This is a genomic window from Bacillus sp. WC2503, from assembly GCF_052682895.1.
The window spans coordinates 2,410,326-2,431,849 of the sequence record NZ_JBQYMD010000001.1; the positions used below are offsets into that span (position 1 = coordinate 2,410,326).

20 protein-coding genes and 2 pseudogenes are annotated in these 21,524 nt (G+C 33.7%); 8 read left to right on the plus strand and 14 right to left on the minus strand.

From position 1 onward, the window contains the following. Positions 1-102 precede the first annotated feature (102 nt). The gene (locus tag ACUN26_RS12335; protein WP_000842545.1) at positions 103-465 is read right to left on the minus strand and encodes a DUF2294 domain-containing protein; all 363 of its coding nucleotides are present in this window, start codon (positions 463-465) and stop codon (positions 103-105) included. A 485-nt stretch (positions 466-950) separates the two neighbouring features. Then, positions 951-2,144, minus strand: a complete 1,194-nt coding sequence (locus ACUN26_RS12340) for an MFS transporter (RefSeq protein ID WP_002039030.1) — start codon at positions 2,142-2,144, stop codon at positions 951-953. 104 nt (positions 2,145-2,248) lie between these two features. Here ACUN26_RS12340 and ACUN26_RS12345 point away from each other — a divergent pair, with 104 nt between their 5' ends. Continuing rightward, positions 2,249-3,124 (plus strand): LysR family transcriptional regulator, encoded by an 876-nt coding sequence (locus ACUN26_RS12345; protein WP_000354970.1) that lies wholly within the window; start codon positions 2,249-2,251, stop codon positions 3,122-3,124. A 242-nt stretch (positions 3,125-3,366) separates the two neighbouring features. Here ACUN26_RS12345 and ACUN26_RS12350 read toward each other — a convergent pair. The 6 genes and pseudogenes from ACUN26_RS12350 to ACUN26_RS12375 all read right to left on the minus strand — a co-directional run bounded on the left by ACUN26_RS12350 (position 3,367) and on the right by ACUN26_RS12375 (position 9,810). Further along, a pseudogene (locus tag ACUN26_RS12350) lies at positions 3,367-4,560 on the minus strand (YhgE/Pip domain-containing protein). Between the two features lie 62 nt (positions 4,561-4,622). Next, a complete protein-coding gene (locus tag ACUN26_RS12355) occupies positions 4,623-5,207 on the minus strand; it encodes a TetR/AcrR family transcriptional regulator (RefSeq protein WP_001004643.1) in 585 nt (194 codons plus the stop codon). Positions 5,208-5,400: 193 nt separating this feature from the next. Then, positions 5,401-6,243, minus strand: coding sequence for a polysaccharide deacetylase family protein (locus ACUN26_RS12360; protein ID WP_000665183.1), 843 nt, complete (start codon positions 6,241-6,243; stop codon positions 5,401-5,403). 290 nt (positions 6,244-6,533) lie between these two features. Then, on the minus strand, positions 6,534-7,217 hold the full coding sequence (locus tag ACUN26_RS12365) for an N-acetylmuramoyl-L-alanine amidase family protein (protein WP_001171852.1): 684 nt from the start codon (positions 7,215-7,217) through the stop codon (positions 6,534-6,536). Positions 7,218-7,343: 126 nt separating this feature from the next. Next, positions 7,344-9,127: pseudogene (locus ACUN26_RS12370) on the minus strand (sensor histidine kinase). After that, positions 9,124-9,810, minus strand: coding sequence for a response regulator transcription factor (locus ACUN26_RS12375; RefSeq protein ID WP_001189867.1), 687 nt, complete (start codon positions 9,808-9,810; stop codon positions 9,124-9,126). Before ACUN26_RS12375 ends, ACUN26_RS12370 begins: the two are co-directional and overlap by 4 nt. A gap of 251 nt (positions 9,811-10,061) precedes the next feature. On the opposite strand from ACUN26_RS12375, the gene satA reads away from it, so the two are divergent. Next, on the plus strand, positions 10,062-10,613 hold the full coding sequence (gene satA / locus ACUN26_RS12380) for a streptothricin N-acetyltransferase SatA (RefSeq protein ID WP_000054747.1): 552 nt from the start codon (positions 10,062-10,064) through the stop codon (positions 10,611-10,613). A gap of 80 nt (positions 10,614-10,693) precedes the next feature. Here satA and menA read toward each other — a convergent pair whose 3' ends face one another. The 4 genes from menA to ACUN26_RS12400 form a co-directional block, all read right to left on the minus strand. Further along, entirely contained in the window at positions 10,694-11,605 is a 912-nt protein-coding gene (gene menA / locus ACUN26_RS12385) for a 1,4-dihydroxy-2-naphthoate polyprenyltransferase (RefSeq protein ID WP_000536356.1), read from the minus strand. A 384-nt stretch (positions 11,606-11,989) separates the two neighbouring features. After that, positions 11,990-12,925 (minus strand): manganese ABC transporter substrate-binding protein/adhesin MntA, encoded by a 936-nt coding sequence (gene mntA, locus ACUN26_RS12390; protein WP_000669589.1) that lies wholly within the window; start codon positions 12,923-12,925, stop codon positions 11,990-11,992. 17 nt (positions 12,926-12,942) lie between these two features. Next, on the minus strand, positions 12,943-13,809 hold the full coding sequence (locus ACUN26_RS12395; RefSeq protein WP_000706180.1) for a metal ABC transporter permease: 867 nt from the start codon (positions 13,807-13,809) through the stop codon (positions 12,943-12,945). Continuing rightward, positions 13,806-14,555, minus strand: a complete 750-nt coding sequence (locus ACUN26_RS12400; protein WP_000343002.1) for a metal ABC transporter ATP-binding protein — start codon at positions 14,553-14,555, stop codon at positions 13,806-13,808. The genes ACUN26_RS12395 and ACUN26_RS12400 overlap by 4 nt, the downstream gene beginning before the upstream one ends. Before the next feature lie 322 nt (positions 14,556-14,877). Here ACUN26_RS12400 and ACUN26_RS12405 point away from each other — a divergent pair, with 322 nt between their 5' ends. Genes ACUN26_RS12405 through ACUN26_RS12430 form a run of 6 tightly spaced genes read left to right on the plus strand, consistent with a single transcriptional unit; the run spans position 14,878 to position 20,028 of the window. Further along, positions 14,878-15,237: an ArsR/SmtB family transcription factor gene (locus tag ACUN26_RS12405; RefSeq protein ID WP_000336202.1), complete on the plus strand. Its 360-nt coding sequence runs from the start codon at positions 14,878-14,880 to the stop codon at positions 15,235-15,237. Next, entirely contained in the window at positions 15,227-17,659 is a 2,433-nt protein-coding gene (locus ACUN26_RS12410; protein WP_000182593.1) for a heavy metal translocating P-type ATPase, read from the plus strand. The genes ACUN26_RS12405 and ACUN26_RS12410 overlap by 11 nt, the downstream gene beginning before the upstream one ends. Positions 17,660-17,718: 59 nt before the next feature. Next, complete coding sequence (locus ACUN26_RS12415) at positions 17,719-18,303, plus strand: SCO family protein (protein WP_000738794.1); 585 nt, start codon at positions 17,719-17,721, stop codon at positions 18,301-18,303. A gap of 16 nt (positions 18,304-18,319) precedes the next feature. Beyond that, complete coding sequence (locus tag ACUN26_RS12420; protein ID WP_000479383.1) at positions 18,320-19,036, plus strand: DsbA family protein; 717 nt, start codon at positions 18,320-18,322, stop codon at positions 19,034-19,036. After that, the gene (locus ACUN26_RS12425; RefSeq protein ID WP_000982255.1) at positions 19,033-19,464 is read left to right on the plus strand and encodes a disulfide oxidoreductase; all 432 of its coding nucleotides are present in this window, start codon (positions 19,033-19,035) and stop codon (positions 19,462-19,464) included. Before ACUN26_RS12420 ends, ACUN26_RS12425 begins: the two co-directional genes overlap by 4 nt. A gap of 45 nt (positions 19,465-19,509) precedes the next feature. Then, positions 19,510-20,028 carry a PCYCGC motif-containing (lipo)protein gene (locus ACUN26_RS12430; RefSeq protein WP_000036751.1) on the plus strand — a complete coding sequence of 173 codons (519 nt, stop codon included), beginning with the start codon at positions 19,510-19,512 and terminating at the stop codon, positions 20,026-20,028. Between the two features lie 140 nt (positions 20,029-20,168). Here ACUN26_RS12430 and ACUN26_RS12435 read toward each other — a convergent pair whose 3' ends face one another. Further along, a complete protein-coding gene (locus ACUN26_RS12435; protein WP_000164171.1) occupies positions 20,169-20,357 on the minus strand; it encodes a hypothetical protein in 189 nt (62 codons plus the stop codon). A 136-nt stretch (positions 20,358-20,493) separates the two neighbouring features. Further along, a complete protein-coding gene (locus ACUN26_RS12440; RefSeq protein ID WP_000680486.1) occupies positions 20,494-21,495 on the minus strand; it encodes a phosphotransferase in 1,002 nt (333 codons plus the stop codon). Positions 21,496-21,524 lie beyond the last annotated feature (29 nt).

Consider the following 21,524-nt stretch of genomic DNA (forward strand, 5'->3'; position numbering starts at 1 on the left):
CCATATCAATAAAGTTAAATAAAGTGCACAACTTGTATTTTTCTTAATTATCTCACTGCATTTTCAGTTTATCTTCCACTAACCTTAAGGTGGTTTTAATTTTTAAAATTTTTCCTCAAGATTATTAAACAATTTAAAAATCATTACTCGTTCGCCTGTACGAGAGCTTATATCCGTATGAAAGCTTTTCACTTTCTCTCCAGTTAATTCTAGTATAATTTCTTTAAGATCTTCAATTCCAGATTCAACTAACTCTGAACGATTTTTCTTTATCGTTAGCATACCGTCTTTTGTTTCGCAAACAGTATATTCAGCCGGTGTTAAAATACCTTGTAAATTTACGATAATCATATCCCGTAATATATCTGTCTTAACGGATATAGACCCGCGTCCTAGGTAGTCCTTTTCCCAGTGAGTAATTGCTTTGCTTATCTCTGATTCAATAGAGCCTTTTGAGCTTTTCATCTATGTAGTATCCTCCTTAAATAAAATAAATTTACAATAACAATATAATAATCTGGATTGATTTTATTTTCAATTATTGAGAAGAATTTATTAGGATTGCAAAAAAGAACTCTTATAAAATTAAGAGTCCCTTTTATATTGTTTCGATAAAAAGAAAAACAAGTAACCTCAATATTAGATTACTTGCTTTTCTTTCAAGTTTTTGAGTCGCCACTTTTTTAGGCATGAAACATGCAAAGATTAATTTATCTTGCATAGCTATCCCTTCTGATTGTAAAAAATAGATTATTTATATTATTATAAGAATAATTGTCTGTAATCACAAACGAACTTTCTCATAGTTATAAGATTGCTACGTATTAAATATTTCACTACCACAAGCAATTAATAGCGGCATTACAATGAAAAGAAATAAAAACGTAATCATTTTCTTCCTAACACACCTCAAATGCGCTTTTCCTTATTAATGTAACGCAAAATAGCACTTAGGCATTTGTAGATTTATACAACATATTTCGAAGCAGAATACAAATAAACCCTAATACTAATGCAAATATGCCTACAAACAAAATATATTTCGTTCCAATTTGTGCAATAATTATCCCTGCGATCCCAGTACCAATTGTAGTCCCTAAATTACAAGAAGTTAAAAATAAGCCATTAGCAAAATCTGGTGAATTAGGTGCTGAAGACATCATCCAATATTGATTGACATTACCACCAATCCCGCCAAGAACACCCCAAATTACAATAAAAATTGCAGTTGGTATCGCAAGCTCTGATACAAAGAAAAAGGCACAATATAATATCATTAGAGCAATGGGATAAATGATTACCGTACGGACAGGAGCTATTGTCAGTAATCTCCCTGCAAGAATATTCCCGATAATATTTGCTAACCCATAAACAAATAGCATGCTACTTATCATATACGGCGACATTTTCGTAACTACATCTAAATATTCAGCTGGATAACTATAAATTCCAAATACCGCTCCATTTAAAAAAGTTACAGCAAGTATGGATAGCCATGTGATACCTTTCGTTAAAATCTTAAGCTGCGAACCATAAGAAAGCTTTTCCTGAACAGGCATAGAGGGAATAAATACGATTGTCATAATAAACGCAAAAATATTAACAAGTGCAAAAAATGTTAATGATATTTCAAGTGTAAATACATTTGCTAAAAAGTTGACAATCGGTACACCTAAAACCATACCAGCTGAAACCCCAATAAACACTTTGGCAACTGCTTTTGGAGCTTCTTTTGCACTAACTGAAGTTGCTGCTACTGATAAAGCCATCGATACGTACACTGGATGAAAGAAAGCCGGAATTACTCGTGCAACTAAAGCAACTGTAAAATTCGTTGTAAAAATTGAAATAACGTTGCCGATAATAAAGATTGCTAGTACGAGCAACATAACCGTTTTTCGATTTACACCCGAAAAAACTAAAGGAAGCGTTGGAGCCGCAATGGCAATGGCGAGCGCGAACAAACTAACCATTAAACTTGCCTTCGAAACACTTACATCAAAATGATCTGATAATGCCGGAAGCAGGCCAATATATCCCATTTCAGTATTAAGAATACCGAAAACCCCTACTGCTAATATAAAAATTAATACACTTTTTGAATTCTTCATAAAAAACACTTCAACTCCTCTTTTACTTCTCATCAATGCTTTTGGTAATGTGATTATAAAATGGTATTATCGAGATAACAAATACCTATATTGAATACATTCCTATGACAAATAGGCATACAAAGGAGAAGAGTTTTTTGGACATACGTGTATTACGCTACTTCATTGCGGTAGCAACGCAAGAGAATATATCTGCTGCTGCAAATGCATTGCATTTATCTCAACCTACATTATCAAGACAGTTAAACAACCTGGAAGAAGAGCTTGGAACTACTTTGTTTGTACGAGGAAATCGAAAAATCACTTTAACAGACGAAGGTATGTTTTTATTAGATCGAGCAAAAGAAATTGTGGATTTAGTAGAAAAAACAGCGGCTAATTTTAACCAACAATCTGAAATTATTAGTGGAGAAATTCATATTGGAGCTGGAGAAACAGAGGCAATGCAGTTCATTGCACAAACTATAAAAAAAGTTGTTGCCCATCACCCTAACATTAAATTTCATTTATATAGCGGCAACGCTGATGACATTACAACAAAATTAGATAGTGGTTTATTAGATTTTGGTATCGTTATTGAGCCAGCAAATAAACAAAAATATGACTACTTAAAGTTGCCAGCTACTGATGTATGGGGCGTACTTATGCGAAAAGACAGTCCCTTAGCGGAAAAAGCTTATATCCATCCAACAGACTTACTAAATACACCTCTTATCATATCAAGACAAACGGCTGTAAGTAATGAATTATCAGGGTGGCTTGGAAAGGAAATTGAAAGCTTGAATGTTATAAGTACATATAATTTACTTTATAACGCATCCTTACTCGTAAAAGAAAATATAGGCTACGCATTGTGTATTGATAAGCTGATTAATACGTCTGAGGAAAGTACACTTTGCTTCCGCCCCCTCTCTCCTAAACTAGAGGCAGGACTAAATATCCTTTGGAAGAAGCATCAAACATTTTCAAATGCTACAAAAATTTTTCTAACATATTTGCGGGAAGGTATGTAAATGTTTTTAATAAACGGTATAGACTTATTTCAAGGACACAGCTAGCTAAAAAAAGAGAAAATCTTAGATTTATTCTTTTTTTAAGCAATGTGGTGGTCCCTCATCACCATCAAACTATAAAAAGCAAATACCCCAAAACGAAAAAACACACGGGATTTTCGTTCTGGGGTGCTATAAATGTTTTAAGTTGATAGGTACGGGGGCTACCAGAAAAAGAAGCCTATACATGTACCATAAGCTTTTTATCTGTTGGCCGTTTGTTTGATTGATTCACTTTTACTATTTCTTTGCAGCATAATTCTCCCCATCGCTATAAGAATGGTAATAATTGAAGTGCAAAGAAGAATATTCACATCGTGTGATAGATTTCCCCCGTCAAAAATTATTATTTGATATCCGTCAGCTACATAAGTTCCAGGGAAAAGAGAACCTACAGTCTGATAAAAATTTGATAGTAACGCTTTTAGAACAATTACCCCACAAGTAACTAATTGTACTGACAGTGATATGATATTAAACATCATACCAGCAGGACCAAATAGAACGATGAACATTTGTGTTACGCTTAAGAAAGAGAAAAAGACAAGAGTTTGGAATACCCATGTTTCAAACAAACTTGTATTTAATTTAACATTAAATAAGGTCATTAATAATAACGTGATAATAGCTAAAATAACAGATACGACAATATTAATAACTTGTCTTGATAAGAATATAGACCATTTTCCGTGAGTGTTTTTTAATATTGTTGCAACAATATTAAGATTTAAACTCATAAGCATAGCTCCAACCCATGAAGCAAGAACAATTAAAAATGGAATCATAGTTGCTGCAAAGCCATCTGTATTGTTTGTTTTTTTGACAGATGATTGCACAGAATCAATGTTTAATGAACTCAAAGCTTTCGTGATGTTTCCTGATAACTTTTGGGCCAATTCTTCTGACGGCATCACTGTACTTAGTTCATTAGATAAGTTGGAAGAAATAAGTTTTTGTTTATACGTATAAACATTTTTATTAATTGTTTGCGTAATATCTTTTGTTGCGCCTTCCATAATCTGTTTTGTCAAAGATGCATTCGCTTAATTGATGAAATAGTTAATCTCTGTAGTATTTTTTTCTTTCAATAGACTTGAGAAATTTGCAGGAATTTGGATAACCATATCTAAGTTACGGTTATTCATATCTTCTTTGGCATGTGTTACAGAGCTATAGCTTTTAACTTTAAAGGGCAGATTTTCCTTCAAGTTTTTTTCAATATTGGCTCCTATATCATTATCTTCATTAACTAACCCAATTTTTAATTTGTTTATCCGATCAGTAACACCATCGTATGCAGTCATCCACACACAAAAGAAAATTAACAGAAAGGCAAATGCTGTTGCAATTCCAATGAATGTTGGGGGGAATTTAAAGAAATTTTTTAAAGTTTTCATTGTCGTACTCCTTGTTGTTTTATTATAGCAAGTACTTACTTGCGTTAGGTGTAAAAAAAGACCTAGGGAGTTAGCCCCCTAGAAAATAGTTGGACACTATGTTTTAGAAAAGTCTCTTTTGAATTTGAAAATAAATTGTCACCGAAGCGTGAGTTAGAAAGAAAGTAACCGAAATTCATCCAAATAAAGTTCATCGCCTGGGCTTCCATATCAGTTTCAATAAGCTTTCCCTTTTCTCTCATCTCAATGAAATATGAAACCAAATTATCTTTTAATTGTTTAGGAATTAATGCAATTTTTTCTTTGAGCTCTGGGAACATTTCAGCTTCCTGAAAACTAATCAAAATTAAATCCTTTAACTTTTCTATATATGCAAGATATCCTTCTGCAATAGATAGCAAGTCATCTTCAAGATTCCAAGTCATCTCTCCAGGCATTAATTTATTCAATTCCATATCATGCGATAAAGATTCGACGGCTTTTTCCATAATATTCTTTTTGCTCCCGAAATTCCGAAAAATTGTTACTTCGTTTACGCCCGCTAATTCCGAAATCGAGCGTGTAGTCGTTCCCTTATAGCCATGAGTGCGGAATAGTTCTAAAAAAGCCTCAATAATACGTTCTGATGTATTTGTCATTTCATTCACGTTTCATCCAACTTTCACATAATCTTTATCCAAACCCGAATGCAAGTTGTTACTTGCACAAGTAGAATAAACCCTTTTGATAAAAAAGTCAACTTTATAAAAAAAGCCGATTTCTTTATCGTATAGGAAATCGACTTTTGGCTTAATTATTGATTTAGTAATAAAAACACCTTTTAAAATAACTATGTTTATACTATAGACGTTGATCTTTTTGGAAGTTTAGACGAAAATGATCCTCATCATTATATACCCCAAATTCATACCCTTTCTCTTTATAAAATTTAATAATTTCAGGAAGAGCTTGTAATGTTTGCGCCTTTTCATGCATTAAAACAACTTCTACTTCTTCTGTTGTCTGTTTCTTTACATTATCGATAATCTGAGTTGGATTATCTTTTAATTTCCAATCATTTGAGTCTATTGTCCAATCCCAAACTTTTATTGCTGCTTCTACAATTTGATTACGAATTTCCTCACCCTTTAATCCTGGTGCAGATCCATATGGCGGACGAACTAGTTTAGGCGTTGTACCCGTAATATTATGGATAAGAGCTAACGTTTCTTTCATCTCCGATACAAATTGTCCTTTTTTGTATAGCTTATCACTATTATGTGTCATACTATGAGCACCAATATAATGTCCTTCTTTTACTGCTCGTTTTACGTTTTCCTGAAAACCTGTATTTTGTAAATTGCTACCTTGCATAAAAAATGTCGAAGCAACATTTTGCTCTTTTAGTACATCTAAAAATTTTCCAGTTAATTCGCTAGGACCGTCATCGAATGTTAAATACACAACCTTTCCTACCGGTTTTCCATCAGGTCTTTTCTGTTTTGCTGGTGGTGTTTCTTTTTTCTTTTCTTCTTGTTGCGTATTAACTTGTTTACTACTTTCATTAGCTACTCCCTTCGCTGGGGTAGAGTTCCAATTTCCAATTATGAAGAATGTGAAAAAGGTCGTCGCTAAAACAACTCCTAAAGATATGATTGCCTTCGTTACTACACTTGTTTTTTTCTTACTTTGCGATTCTTTCATTATTTTTCGATCCTTTCCCTATTAATTTTCATATTCATTATTTATAAGGCTGAGCCTTTATTCGACTGAATCGTTAGTTTCAACCGGTGTTTACAATAAATAGATTAATAGAGATGGATAAAGATAAAATGCAGATAATGTCGAAATCAGTTAAAGAATAGCGTATCGCATCCACTCTTTAGAAAACATTTGTTTCTAATTTGAAAACTGGATATACACCCAAAATAAAAAATACTACTCTTCCTAATTAAGATTTAGAAAGAATAGTATTTTTCTATTTGCCTATTTTATTACATCGTAAAATAATTAATAATGCCATCCACAATACCTTGTTGCGATTTCGCCTGGAATTTTTCTAAATTCATTCTTTTTTCATCACTCGCATTAGATGTAAATCCTAATTCAATTAAAATAGACGGAGAAGGATTTTCTCGTAAGACAAGAAAATCACTTCCATGAACACCTCGATCTCGGCTGTCTATATTTTGATCAAAAATAGCTTCTTGTACGATCTTAGCTAACTTTTTATCTTTCCTTTTATTAGATCCATAATGAGTTGTTATTCCCTTTACATTCGTATCCTCAAAAGCATCATGATGAACGCTAATATAAAGATCCGCCGCATGGTCTTTTGCTACTTTGACACGAGCTTGCAACTCTTCCTTTTGCTTTGTTTCTGGAAGTAAACTCGTATCTTTTTCACGTGTTAATATAACTTTAGCATCCGTTCTTTCTTCTAATTCTTTCTTTATATTTTGTGCTACTTTTAAATTGAGTTCTTTTTCAATCGTTCCAAATTTCTTTCCTTTCGTCCCTCTATCTCCTCCACCGTGCCCCGGATCAATTACAATAGTTTTTCCTTTTAATCGTAAATCCTCTTGTGATATATTTTTATGCCCCTTAGCATGTATGAAACTAACTCCTGTGCCCATTATTAATATTATAAATAAAAGCAATATCGCTCTTTTTTGCATTTTAACAATCTCCTTATCAGCTTTTCATTCCGTTTCTAATGAAAATAGTAATAAATACTGATAAAGATAAAATGCAGATAATGTCGATTTTGTTTAAAAATGATAAAAACGTGTAGAACAGAAATTCTACACGTTTTTATTTAAATAGAAATAAAATAATACTCCATCTTCTGTATTCGAAACACCATACTCCGCATCATGCAGCTCCAATATATTCTTTGAAATAGCAAGGCCCAATCCTGTTCCATCTTTTGAACGTTGACGAGACGTATCTCCTCGATAAAAACGATCCCATATTTTTTCTAAATGTTCTGGCGCGATATGAGCCCCTTTATTTTCTATACATACTTTTACACGTTCATTCTCTTCTATTGTAGAAATAATAATATTCTCCTGTTCTGGTGTGTAACGAATCGCATTCGTAATAAAGTTCGTTATAACTTGTTCTATGCGATTTGGGTTTGCAACAACTTCAATTTTAGAAAATTGTTTATGAACATATAATTGCTTAGCTGTTATATCCGAAGTTAATTGCTCACATATATAATCAATCATCTCATCAATATGGAAGACATCCATCTCCATTTTATACGTACCAGATTCGAATTTTGCTAACTCCAGCATATCAATAATGAGCATATCCATTTTATCTACTTCTTTTGACATTGCTTTAAAGTAATAATCCTTTTTATTACTAGCAACGCCATCCTCCAAAATTGAAATACAGCTCTTCATAATACTTAAAGGTGTTTTTAACTCATGTGAAACACCCGCGATAAATTCTTTACGTGTATTTTCTAATTGCTTTTCTTTCTCTATATCTTGCTGTAATTGATGAATATACGAATGCAAAGCTTTAGAAAGAGTATTAATATTTTGTGATAAATCACCTATTTCATCCTTTGTCGTAATAGGTATCGTCTCTGAGAAATCTAAACCCGCAATTTTTTTGTAGTATCATTTATTTGTAATAGTGGTTTGGCGATTTTTTTTGAGTAATAGAACGATATCAAAACAATTAAAATCAGTACAAAGATAATTAAATATACATAATAATCCTTAATCATTTGCACCGCTTCATCAACTGGTTGCAATGATGTCATAGCAAAAATATAGTTTGTCTTACCCTCTGCATCTATTGTTGGCTTGATTAAAAGTTTATATTTAATATCATTTTCTTCGTAATCCAATATTTCTGTAGAAGTAACCTCATTAAATTTTTGATCCAATAATAAATCCACCTGAAATTGCTTTATTCTATCTATAAGCACACGATTTCCATATATAAAGTTCGTTCCTACAGTCCCCTCCGGTAATTGTACATTCTGAATGCTTCCTGCTAAATATAATTGTGAACTTTCTTTTGAAGATGCGGCTTTTGGCCCATACAACCTTTCTGACAGTTGCTTGTTCTCCAGCCCAACATTCTTCTCTTTTATCGTTAACATCGCAGGGATTACTATATCCCCCTTCTGTACTCCGTCGATAATAATATGACTCCCTTGTTCTAAACTATATTTCATCCTTTGTATATCTTCTAAATTGATAAAACTATACAACGGTATATGAATGGAACGTTCAGAAAATCTCTTATCTTCGTTAGGGTCTAATTGAATTTCTACAGAAAAATCATTTGCATATTTTATATTTCCTACACGATCTAACGTTGTAATCCATGTCGCATTCTCTTGATAGAAATTTTGTTCCAATTCTTGAATTGCTTTCGCATCATCTCCAGCTTTTACATATCCTTTTTCAAAGGATTGAATATTTGTTTTAATATCATTCACTTTTCGATTTGCGTAGTATTGTTTAAAAAATATAGTTTGTCCGATAAAAATAGTTACTAAAATAAGTGTGCATAATGCTGTTGTTAAAATAAATAACTTTAATACAATTCCTTTTTTCATACTTGTCCCTCAAATTTATAACCAGCTCGTACAACAGTTACAATACAAGCTGCTTTTTGTCCTAATTTATGACGCAAATTACGAATATGACTATTAATAGTGCGATCATCCCCGGCAAATTCATAACCAAAAATTTTATTGATTAGTTGTTCTCTTGAAATTACAATTCCTTGATTTTGCATAAAATACGTTAATATTTCAAATTCTGTATGCGTCAAACTTATGTCTTCCCCATCTATGGTTACTGTACGAGAAGGAAAATGTAAATGGATACCACTACTCGTTAATGTGTCTGCAGTTAATACTTTAACAGCGGAAGAATATCGGCTTTCCATTAATCGTTTTGCTCTTGCTAATAAAATAGGAGGACTATATGGCTTTGTAACATAATCATCTGCTCCTAGTTCAAATCCGAGTAAAGTATCATCCTCATCTACCCGAGCCGTTAACATAATAATAGGTACATTAGATTTCTTTCGAATTCGCCGACATACCGCCCAACCATCTAATTCCGGTAACATAATATCTAAAATAATTAAATGCACCTCATACTCTTCAAATATAGATAACGCTTCTTTCCCATCAATCGCCTCTAAGATGTTATACCCTTCGTTTAATAGGTAATCCTTCATAATCTCACGTAAAATATCTTCATCTTCTACGATTAAAATTGTTCTTTGCATCTTTTATCTTCTCCCGATTTATTTTATTGTTAGGAAGAAATAGTTCATTTTATATATTAACCAATTAGCAATCTTTCACTATTTCCGTCACTACTACATACAACATAGTTATATCAAGATAATAGCATGACGATATAAAGATAAAATGCAGAGATAGTCTTACAATTGAAATGCTATTATAATTTTGTAATTGGAATGAATTTGATTTACATAAAGAACCAGGAGAAATACTATTATTTGGAGGTATCACGATGAGCCTTTTAATTAGAGAGTTAAAAACAAATGATTTAGACAATTTCCCAGAGATTGATGACAGTTTTATAGTGAATGCTCGGTTAATTCTTTCTCTTTCAAAAGTAAATAGACGCATAGAATATACAATAGAAGACGTTCCGAGTTATGAAAAAAGTTATTTACAAAATGATAATGAAGAACTGGCGTACAATGAGTATATAAATAAGCCTAATCAAGTAATTTACATAGCACTGTTACATAACCAAATCATCGGATTCATAGTATTGAAAAAAAATTGGAATCACTATGCTTACATAGAAGATATAACGGTGGATAAAAAATATCGTACACTCGGAGTTGGTAAAAGATTAGTTGATCAAGCAAAGCAATGGGCAAAAGAAAGCAACATGCCCGGGATCATGCTTGAAACGCAAAATAATAATGTTACAGCATGTAAATTTTATGAAAAATGCGGATTTGTAATTGGTGGGTTTGATTTTCTTGTTTATAAAGGTTTGGATATGACAAATGATGAAGTTGCAATTTATTGGTATTTTCACTTCGAATGAAAATGTTCTTAACGTTAAACAAACTCAAAATAAAACCCCAATCTCTCCATATTAAAATTAAGAAATTGGGGTTAAGTTATTTAGAACAAGTAACTAATTAATAATCCTGCTGATAATAAGAAGCCGAAAATCGTATTTGTCACCGCTGTTGATTTCATTGCGATGCGCATATACCCGGGATCCTTTGCCCCTTTTTGGAAACTTTGAATTGCAGAGATTGGCTTTCTCAAACCTAAGAACATCACTAATGCCCAAGGGCTTATATAACCCATCAATACAATTATAGCGATCCATAAATAAGCAATGAAAAAGGCTACCGCTAGTGTTACTATTGCTTTTTCTCTCCCAAGGAGGATTACTAATGTCTTTCTTCCACCTTTAATATCTTCTTCGATATCTCGGATGTTATTCGACATGTTGATTGCACCGACTAAAATTCCAATTGGAATGGAAATCAATATACTTTCAACTGTTACAGTATTCGTTTGAATAAAGAAAGCAATGAGTACAAAACATGTCCCCATTAATAACCCAGAAACTAATTCTCCAAACGGGGTGTACGCAATAGGTAATGGACCACCTGTATATAAATAGCCAACCGCCATCCCAATTAAACCAATGACCACTAACCACCAGCTACTATTCATACAAATATAAATACCAATAAAAGCTGCTACTACGTACAATAAAAGCGCAACTGTTAAAACATTTTTCGGCTTCAATCCATGACGGACAATCCCGCCACCAATTCCAACAGAATCAGCTGTATCTAATCCACGTTTGAAATCATAGTACTCATTAAATAAGTTCGTTGCGATTTGCAATGCTAAACATGCAACCATCATCGCAATAAATAAAAGCCAATCAATTTCGGCAACATAAAGTGATGCCACCGTCCCTAAAATTACAGGAGAAAACGTCGCCGTTAATGTATGCGGGCGCGTCATCTTCCATATTAATTTAGCGGAACTAATTTCTTTTTCTGTCCCCATAACTCTGTTCAATCTCCCTACATTATAAGTATAAAATTGCTAGAAGTATCTTTCTATCTATTGCCTACTTCACATCCATTAATTATATCAAACAAATGATTATCCTTTCTAATAAATTCTACTATTAATAAAGTGAAAGATTATGAAATAAAACTTTAATCAGTAGGAGTCCATCCCCCACTGATTAATAGCCCACACCAATCATGCTTTTTCGTGCATCCCGATTTCCACTTAACTCCCTCGCATTCGCCTAATTTTAAGGTGAGATTCTTATCATCCAGCAGCAAAGGGCGGGATGAATAAAAGAGCCTACTCGTATGAGTTGGCTCTTTCTTTTCTTATTTTATAAAACTTCAATAGTTATGCTACATAAAAAAACAAATTTTACTTTTGTAACCCATTAATAATTGTATCTATATTCCATTTCATCATTTTTAAATAAGTATCTCCATCCTCACCTGATTTACCTAGTGAGTCTGTAAAAATTGTACCGGCAATCGGTACGTTTGTTTCTTTTGAAACAGTTTCCATGCTACGTCGATCTACACTTGTTTCCACAAATAAAGCTGGCACTTTGTTTGTTTGAATTACACTTACAACATCTCTAATTTGATCTGGAGTACCTTGGTTTTCTGAGTTAATTTCCCAAATGTATCCCGTCTTAATATCATATGCTTTTCCAAAGTATTTAAAAGCACCTTCACTAGAGATTAAGAAACGTTTTTCCTCAGGGATTTGATGAATTCTGTTCACTGTCTCATCGTGTAACTTTTGAAGTTCTGCTACATACTTGTCGGCATTTTTAGTATAGAATTCTTTATTTTTAGGGTCTTCTTTAATTAATGCCTTTTTCACATTTTCAGCATATAAAATGCCATTTTTAATATTCATCCATGCATGTGGATCTGGCTCTTTTTCTAATCCTTTTGTCTCTAAATAAATAGCTTCTACACCTTCACTTACTTTATACACAGGTGCATCTTTCTCTGATTTATTTGCCGTTTTTAATAGCTTTTTAAACCACGCTCCACCTTCTTCTAGGTTTAATCCATTGTAAAGTACCATATCTGCATCTGTCATTTTCATAACATCTTTTGGTAGTGGATCATATTCATGCGGGTTAGCCCCAATTGGAACAAGACTATGAATCTCAACTTTATCCCCGCCAATTTGCTTCACCATATCATATATAATGGAGTATGTAGTTACAACTTTTAATTTTTCACTGCCCTCTTCTTTTCCATTTGTGTTACTAGAACACGCTGTTAATGCAAATACGAAAATACAAAGTATTGAAAGTATAACATTTTTAAATTTCATTTTTATCCTCCAATCAATTATGACAACTTTGCTCTATTTTTTCTAATTTTGATAGCTCTCCAAAACAAACCTTGTGACGGTGAGAAAAAGAATGCCAATGCGAACAAGAATGTTGCAACGAGAACAATTGTTGCACCTGAAGCAAGATTATAAGAGAAACTAAAATATAGCCCTACTACAGATGAAAGTGCACCAATACCTGCTGCTAAATAAATCATGACCCATAAACGGTTTGTTAATAAATACGCTGTAGCCGCCGGTGTAATAAGCATAGCGACAACTAGAATAATTCCTACAGTTTGAAGTGAAGCAACTGTAACCATTGTAAGAAGAATCATTAAGCCGTAATGAATCCACTTATTTGGCAACCCATAACTTTGCGCCATCGTTGGATCAAAAGTGGATACGAGTAGTTCTTTATAAAACAAAATCACAAGACCAATAATGACAACTCCGATAATAAGTGTCATCCACATATCGGAAGAGCGAACTGATAGAACATTGCCGAATAAAATATGATACAAATCCGAACTACTCTTCATAAAAGTAATTAAAATAATCCCTACGGCAAAAACAGATGTAAACATAATCCCTATTGCCATATCATGTTTAATTCGACTGTTTTGACTTACAAACCCAATTCCAACTGCAGTAATAACACCAGTTAAAACAGCCCCTATGAAATAGTTCATCCCAATCATATAAGAAAGCGCTACTCCGGGAAGAACAGCATGTGAAATAGCATCTCCCATTAAAGCCATACCTCGTAAAATAATAAAACAGCCAATTACGCCACAAATAACGCCTACCATAACGGAAGTTAATAACGCTTTCTGCAGAAAACTGTACTGCATTAATGCATCTATAAATTCTACAATCTTCATGATGAATGTACCTCCGCTGCATTATTAAACAATATGCCGTGATTCACATATGCTTTTGACATAACAGTTGGTTCTAATACTTGCCTTACTTCTCCGTAATGAATTAAGCTCTTATTCAATAATAGTAATTTATCAAAATAGGACTCTGCTTTACTTAGGTCGTGATGTACAACAACAATCGTTTTTCCTTCTTTGCGTAATTCTCTAAGAATTTTAATAATTGTCTCTTCACTTGTCACATCAATTCCAACAAACGGTTCATCTAAGAAGAAGATTTCCGCCTTTTGCGCTAAAGCTCTCGCTAAAAAGACACGTTGTTGTTGCCCTCCTGAAAGCTCACCAATTTGACGATTCTTAAATTCCTCCATACCGACTTTTTTTAGACATTCAAAAGCCCAATCTCGATGCTCTTTCTTCGGTCTTTTCATCATCCCTAAAGATGGATACGTTCCGATTAGCACCACATCTAAAACTGTAATCGGGAAATCCCAATCTATATCACTTCTTTGTGGTACATAAGCAACATGTTTTCTAGCGCTCCGAATATCCTCTCCAAGAACTTGAACGTATCCCTTATCATTTGGGATTAAATCTAGAACAGCTTTCATTAAAGTAGATTTTCCCGCTCCGTTTGGACCAATAATTCCAACGAGTTTCCCTTTTTCAATATCGAAGGAAACATTTTGAACTACTTGATTCCCTTGATAAGATACAAACAAATCTTTGACAATTATAGCCTCATCCATTTTTTATGCATTCCCCTTTCTTTTTTTCATCTATATAATTATTTTGCACTAAGGCAACTTTTAAACAAAAAAATATAATGCGAATGGAAATCCGCACTTAAGTTTCCTTAAGGAAACTTTTTTATATGAGTCAAATTATATAAGCTGTACGCAAATTTGTAAACCGCTTTTTATTACTTTATGAATATATCGTGAAAACTTGCCTCTAAAAAACAAAAATATCAAACTTTTCTCAATTCATTTTGACACACATATTAGCCAATGCTAATATGATTAAAGAATAACATATTAGTAATTACTAATACGAATGGAGAGGATACAATTGTGCAACTCAAATGATTCAGATGTAAAAGCCAAGTTCATCCGTGGCTTTGCTGATAAAACAAGATTACAAATTCTTCAATGTATGATGGATGGTGAAAAAACAGTATCTGAAATTGTGGAAATCACGCAAGGAAATCAGTCAAATATATCTCAGCACTTAAACTGTTTAAAAGGATGCGGAATCATTCTAGGTAGACAGGAAGGAAAATACGTCCACTATTCCTTACGCAATAAGCAAATTGAACAGTTACTCACTATGTTTGATGTCGTTTTTCATGAAGTACAAAATGAAGTAGCGTCATGTGATAAAAACGATGCTTGTTTATCTCAAAAAGGAGAAAACTGTCATGACAAATAAGAACGGGAAGGAAAAACAAACTTCATCATGTTGTTCTTCAAAAAAAGAGATTCTGATTGTTCCTATTGCTAAGGAAACCTCTTGTTGTAGTACTGAAAAAGAAATAGAAGATTCGTCATGTTGCTCCTCTAAAAAAGAGATTCCAATTATCCCTATCACGAAGGAAACCTCTTGTTGTAGTAGTAACAATGATTCTATAAAAACAGAAAATAGCTCTTCCTGCTGTTCATCTGAATTAGCTCTAGAAAAAGAACAAACGACATCAAAGTCTTCTTGCTGTAGTGACAACTCATGCGAAGATCCATCTCCTCCTCGTGCTACTCAGAAAATAGTAGGAGACGGTGTACAAACATACGTAGTGGACGGAATGGATTGCGGTGCGTGTGCCTTAACAATCGAAAAGCATCTACAAAATGTTTCAGGCGTAGAAGAAGTTCGAGTAAACTTTGCTACTGGAAAAATGCATATTCGTCATGACCGCGATGTGGATGACATTATAAAAGAAGTGTCTAATGCAGGGTTTGGGGCTTCCTTAGCAGGAGCCCGCAGAGGGTCCGCTCCTGTTCAAAAAGCTAAAAATACAACTTTAATTCTTTCAGGATTATTTTTAGCTTTAGGGTTTGGAGGAAGTTTTACAAACATATCACCTCTTCTTATTACACTTCTCTATGCGGCGAGTATCGGTATCGGTGGTTATAAACCTGCTAAAAGCGCCTTTTATGCAATTAGAAGTAAATCACTTGATATGAATGTTCTTATGATCTCAGCTACAATTGGTGCTGCATTAATTGGTCAATGGCTAGAAGGTGCAACCGTTGTTTGGTTATTTGCATTAGGTGCAACTTTGCAAAATAAATCAATTGAACGTACACGAGAATCTATTCGCGGATTAATTGATTTAACACCGTCAGAAGCTTGGGTACAAGTTGGAACTGAACTTATAAAAAAATCTGTAGATGATATTGCAGTGCGTACAACAATTGTTGTAAAACCTGGTGAAAAGATCCCATTAGACGGCACAGTTACAGGCGGTACTTCTACTGTAAACCAAGCTCCGATAACTGGTGAATCTATCCCAATTGATAAACAAATTGGTGATTCCGTATATGCGGGGACGATTAATGAGGAAGGTTCACTTGAGATTACAGTAACTAAACTCGTTGAGGATACTACGTTATCTCGAATTATCCACCTTGTAGAGGAAGCACAGGAAAAGAAAGCACCGACAGAAGCATTTTTGGATCGTTTCGCAAAAATCTATACACCTATCGTTTTTGTATTAGCAATCGGTGTCATGATCATCCCTCCCCTTCTTGGTATGGGCGAATGGATGGAATGGATTTATAAAGGGTTAGAACTTCTTGTTGTTGCGTGTCCTTGTGCTTTAGTTATCTCAACTCCTGTTGCAATCGTATCTGCAATAGGAAATGCCGCAAGAAACGGTGTACTCATTAAAGGTGGTACTGCACTAGAAATTGCAGGTGCATTAAATGCTATTGCGTTTGATAAAACAGGTACATTGACTGAAGGAAAACCAAAAGTAATGCATGTGCGAAGCTTACATTGTACGGAAGATGAATTATTATCAATTGCCGCAACAATTGAAGAATATTCTAATCATCCCATTGCAAAAGCCATTACAGCATATGCTAAGGAGCATCAAACTTCTATCCAAAGTGGAACGGACTTCCGCGCTATTGTAGGGAAAGGTGCGCAAGTCACAATAGATGGCGAAACATACTACGCTGGAAATAAAGCATTATATGAAGAGTTTGGAATTTCGCTTCAAATGTGGAATGAACCAGTTCGAGAGATGCAAAGAATTGGTCAAACCGTGATACTTGTTGGAACGAACAAAGTTATTTTAGGAATGATTTCAGTAGCAGATTCCATTCGCTCTACTACTTATGAAACGATTCAAGAATTAAAACGAGCAGGTATTCAGGAAACTGTTATGTTAACAGGAGACAACGAAGGAACAGCTGAACATATTGCACAGAAAGCAAAAATAGATCGTTATTTTGCTAACTTACTTCCAGAAGACAAAGTGCATGCTGTAAAACAACTTCAATCTGAAGGAAAAACAGTAGCTATGATTGGGGACGGTATTAATGATGCCCCTGCCCTCGCTACTGCAAATCTAGGAATTGCTATGGGCGGTGCTGGAACTGATACAGCAATGGAAACGGCAGATATTGTATTAATGGCAGATAATCTTGAAAAACTTCCGTATACGATGAAACTTAGCCGGAAAGCATTGTACATTATTAAACAAAATATATGGTTCTCATTGATTATTAAATTTATTGCCCTTTCCTTTATCTTCCCAGGCTGGCTTACTCTTTGGATGGCTGTACTAAGTGATACAGGCGCTGCGCTTATTGTAATCCTAAACAGTATGCGTTTATTACGAAACAAATAATAAGATGCGGGGCTACCTAGTAGCTCCGTACCTTAAATAAATTTTGAAAGGATGTACATATGAAAAAAATGCGTGTCATTACATTACTCATGCTTATTTCTATCATTACGATTTTAGGAGCATGTAGTGATAGTAAATTAAGAGATTCACTCGATTGGGATGTAGAAAAGTTTACATTTACAGATCAAAATGGCAAAAAGTTTGGTTCATCTGAATTGAAGGATAAAGTTTGGGTAGCCGATTTTATTTTTACAAGTTGTGAAACCGTTTGCCCTCCTATGACAGCTAATATGGCAAAACTTCAAAACATGTTGCAAAAAGAAGGTATTAAAGATGTAGAGTTTGTATCGTTTAGTGTAGATCCTGAAGTGGACACACCTGAAAAAATAACAGAGTTTATGAAAGTATATGAAATGGATGCGAAGCGAACTCATTTTTTAATAGGGTATACACGACCAGAAATTGAAAAGTTTGCAAAAGATAACTTCCAAACACTTGTAACGAAACCAGAAAACAATACACAAGTTATACATGGTACAAGCTTTTATCTTGTAGATAAAGATGGGAAAGTTGTAAAGAAGTATTCAGGTCTTCAAAACACACCGTATGAAGATATGATCCGTGATATTAAAAGAATTCGCTAATTAAAAACTACTTATTATGTTTCTATTAAACTTAAAAAATCCGAGGTGTTTATATGAAAAAAAGCAAAGTTCTCACATCAAATTATTGTTCGTTGCCACATTGATCATTTTCGCTGCTGTTACAGCTTTCGTCGTGTTAAATAAAGAAGATAAAGTTGCGACAAATAAAGTAATAAAAGATTTACCCCCTATTGGCAAGCAACCTACTTTAGGAAAAGAAGATGCACCAGTCTCTATTATCGAGTTTGGCGACTTTAAGTGTCCTGCTTGTAAAGCATGGGGTGAGCGCATCTTCCCTCAGCTTCAAAAAGACTATATCGATACAGGGAAAGTTAAATTTTCATATGTAAATGTTTTATTCCACGGAACGGAATCTAAATTGTCTGCTTTAGCTGCTGAATCTGTTTATAAACAAGACCCACAAGCCTATTGGAGCTTCCATAAAGAATTATTTAACGCACAGCCAGCAAATCACGATGATCCATGGATTACTCCTGAAAAACTATTAGAAATTGCGAAAACATATACACCAAGTATTAATACCGTTCAACTTGAAGAAGATTTGAAAAAACAAACAGCGCAAGAAGAAGTAAATAAAGATGAAAAGCTAACGCAAGATTACGGTGTAGAACAAACACCCAGCATTGTCATTAATGGAACGATGTTGTCTGATCCTTATGATTATGAACAAATCAAAAATTTAATTGAAAAAGCATTAAAGGACAAGAAATGATGAATACAACAAATAAGCATTTTGAATGGCGTAATTACACTTTATATTTTGCATGGATTGTATCAATGATAGCGACACTAGGTAGTCTATTTTCCAGTGAGATTCTTGGGTTCATACCGTGTGAATTGTGCTGGTACCAACGAATTATGATGTATCCGCTCTGTATTATTTTAGGCATTGCAACGTTCTATAATGAAAAGAATATGAAAAAATATGTATTACCAATTTCTATTATCGGCGGGAGTATTTCACTTTATCACTATGCAATACAAAAAATCCCTGGCATTTCAGAGATTAACCCGTGCGTGCAAGGTGTCCCTTGTAATGTCGATTATATTAATTGGTTAGGTTTTATAACGATCCCCTTCTTAGCGTTAATTGCTTTTTCTTTCATTACTTTGTTTATGTTGTTAACGAGATCGAATTAATAAAAACATTATGTAAAGGTAGCTCTACAGAGAGGAGACCGTATGATGTCAAAGATCGTACCGATATTTTTATTAGTAAGTCTATTAATTGGCTGTATTTCCATTAATGATTCATCACCTACTAAGAACAACAACACACAAAATCAATTACAAGAAACAAAAAATAATGATACACATTTTAAAGGTGATACGCTAGAAACGACAGCTACTGTAGAAGCTCTTCCTTCTTTCTTATCATCAACTAAAAACGGACAAGTCTCACAAATTTATGGAATGGTAGGAAAAGATATCGAACTCTTACAATGGATTCCTTGTTATTGTGGGTGTGCTGAAAACTCAGGACATACAAGTAATAAAGATTGTTTTATCCGGGAGATGAAAGAAAATGGTCAAGTTACATGGAATTCACACGCTATGAATCACGCAGAGTGTGTAGATATCGCTTTCCAAGCTGTTTTAATGAAACAAAACGGAGCGTCTCCTTTAAAAATTCGAAAAAACATCGATAAACAATATAAAAAAGACGGTGTAAAAGCTACTCCAACGCCGATGCCAAGTGCTTAACATAATAAAATTATTTATTACTAAAAAACAGCCATCAATATGGCTGTTTTTTAGTAATTGATTGTTGTTATTTTCCCAAACGATAAAGAGACTTCTCTAGTCAGGTACATAAAGTTTATTTGTTTCATATTCAATTCGTATTATGCAACAACCTCAAATTTCAATGTGTTTCGATTTACTACGATATATTCACCTTTTGATTTATTCATTACTAGAGAGACTTCGTTAGTATGTGTTATTTCAAAACTATCATTTTGTATATCCACCAATAATTTTACTTCCATATCACTATTTCCATATTTCAAGCCACTATAAGATAATTTCGTCATTGTTATCCTCCCTTTTTTATATTAACCTATCTCTATAATACTATAAATTATAACCTTTACGAAAATAGTCTGTTATTACGAATGCATTTGTGCAAAAGACATTCCCGAAAAAATAATTGGTATATAACAAAAAAACCTACTTATATGAATTGGCTCTTTCTCTACTTACTAATACAGATAGATTTTCTCCTCTTATTTTATAAACTCTCAAATGTTTCTCTAATTCACTCTCATCACCTAATAGACTCATTGTCTTTTTAACAAAGTTCCAATTTAGACTGCCGGATAACCATAGTAGTGAAGAAAGTCTTTTATAATCATTTATAGTTAAAATGTTATTATCTCCATACCCTTTTAAAAATGCTCTAGTAACTTCCGAACATACTACATGTGACCCTATTCCTTCTGTCCGGGAATACCACTTTATTAAAAAGGCTAGTCCTTCCATACGATCAACATATCCAATCGATTCAAAATCTATAATTCCTTTTACACATTGATTTGCATCCCATATGACATTTAAAGGATTTAAATCTGTTTGTACTATAAACTCTAAATCGCTAGTATGTGCGCATTCTATATGGTACTTAGCGAGATCTATATACCCTCTTAATTTCTTACATGTACCACCCTTATTTTCTAATAGCTTTATAAACTCACCATATCCATCTAAATGTGATTTCTTTTGAAAAGTCGAGCTTTGAAACATACTAGAAATATCATGTATCTTTCTTGCTTCCTTTCCAAAGACTTCTGCCATCGTTTCTGTACAATAAGTAACATGCTCCCCTTCCATCCAAGTAGACAATACAAACCGGTACTGTTCCTCATTCCAAGTGAGTAATGTAAAGCAATCCCCCGCCATATTCTCCTTAATCTGCATAAACGGAATTCCATGCTCTCGTAAATAATACGTAAACCGTACTTGCTCTTTCAATTGTTCATTTGATAACGCCCCAAAGGCCGAATTGATTATTCGATCGCTATTTATAAACCGTGCGGAATACCGATTCCCATTCACCATGATTTTATAGTGTAGATCTGTATGCCAACTGTTCTTATGTAGTTCTTCTTCTACTACTAATGCATGAATTTCTTTAAAATAATTTATTACTACGTCTTTTATTATATGTTTCATCCTATTCTCCTTACATGTAAAAACTTTTG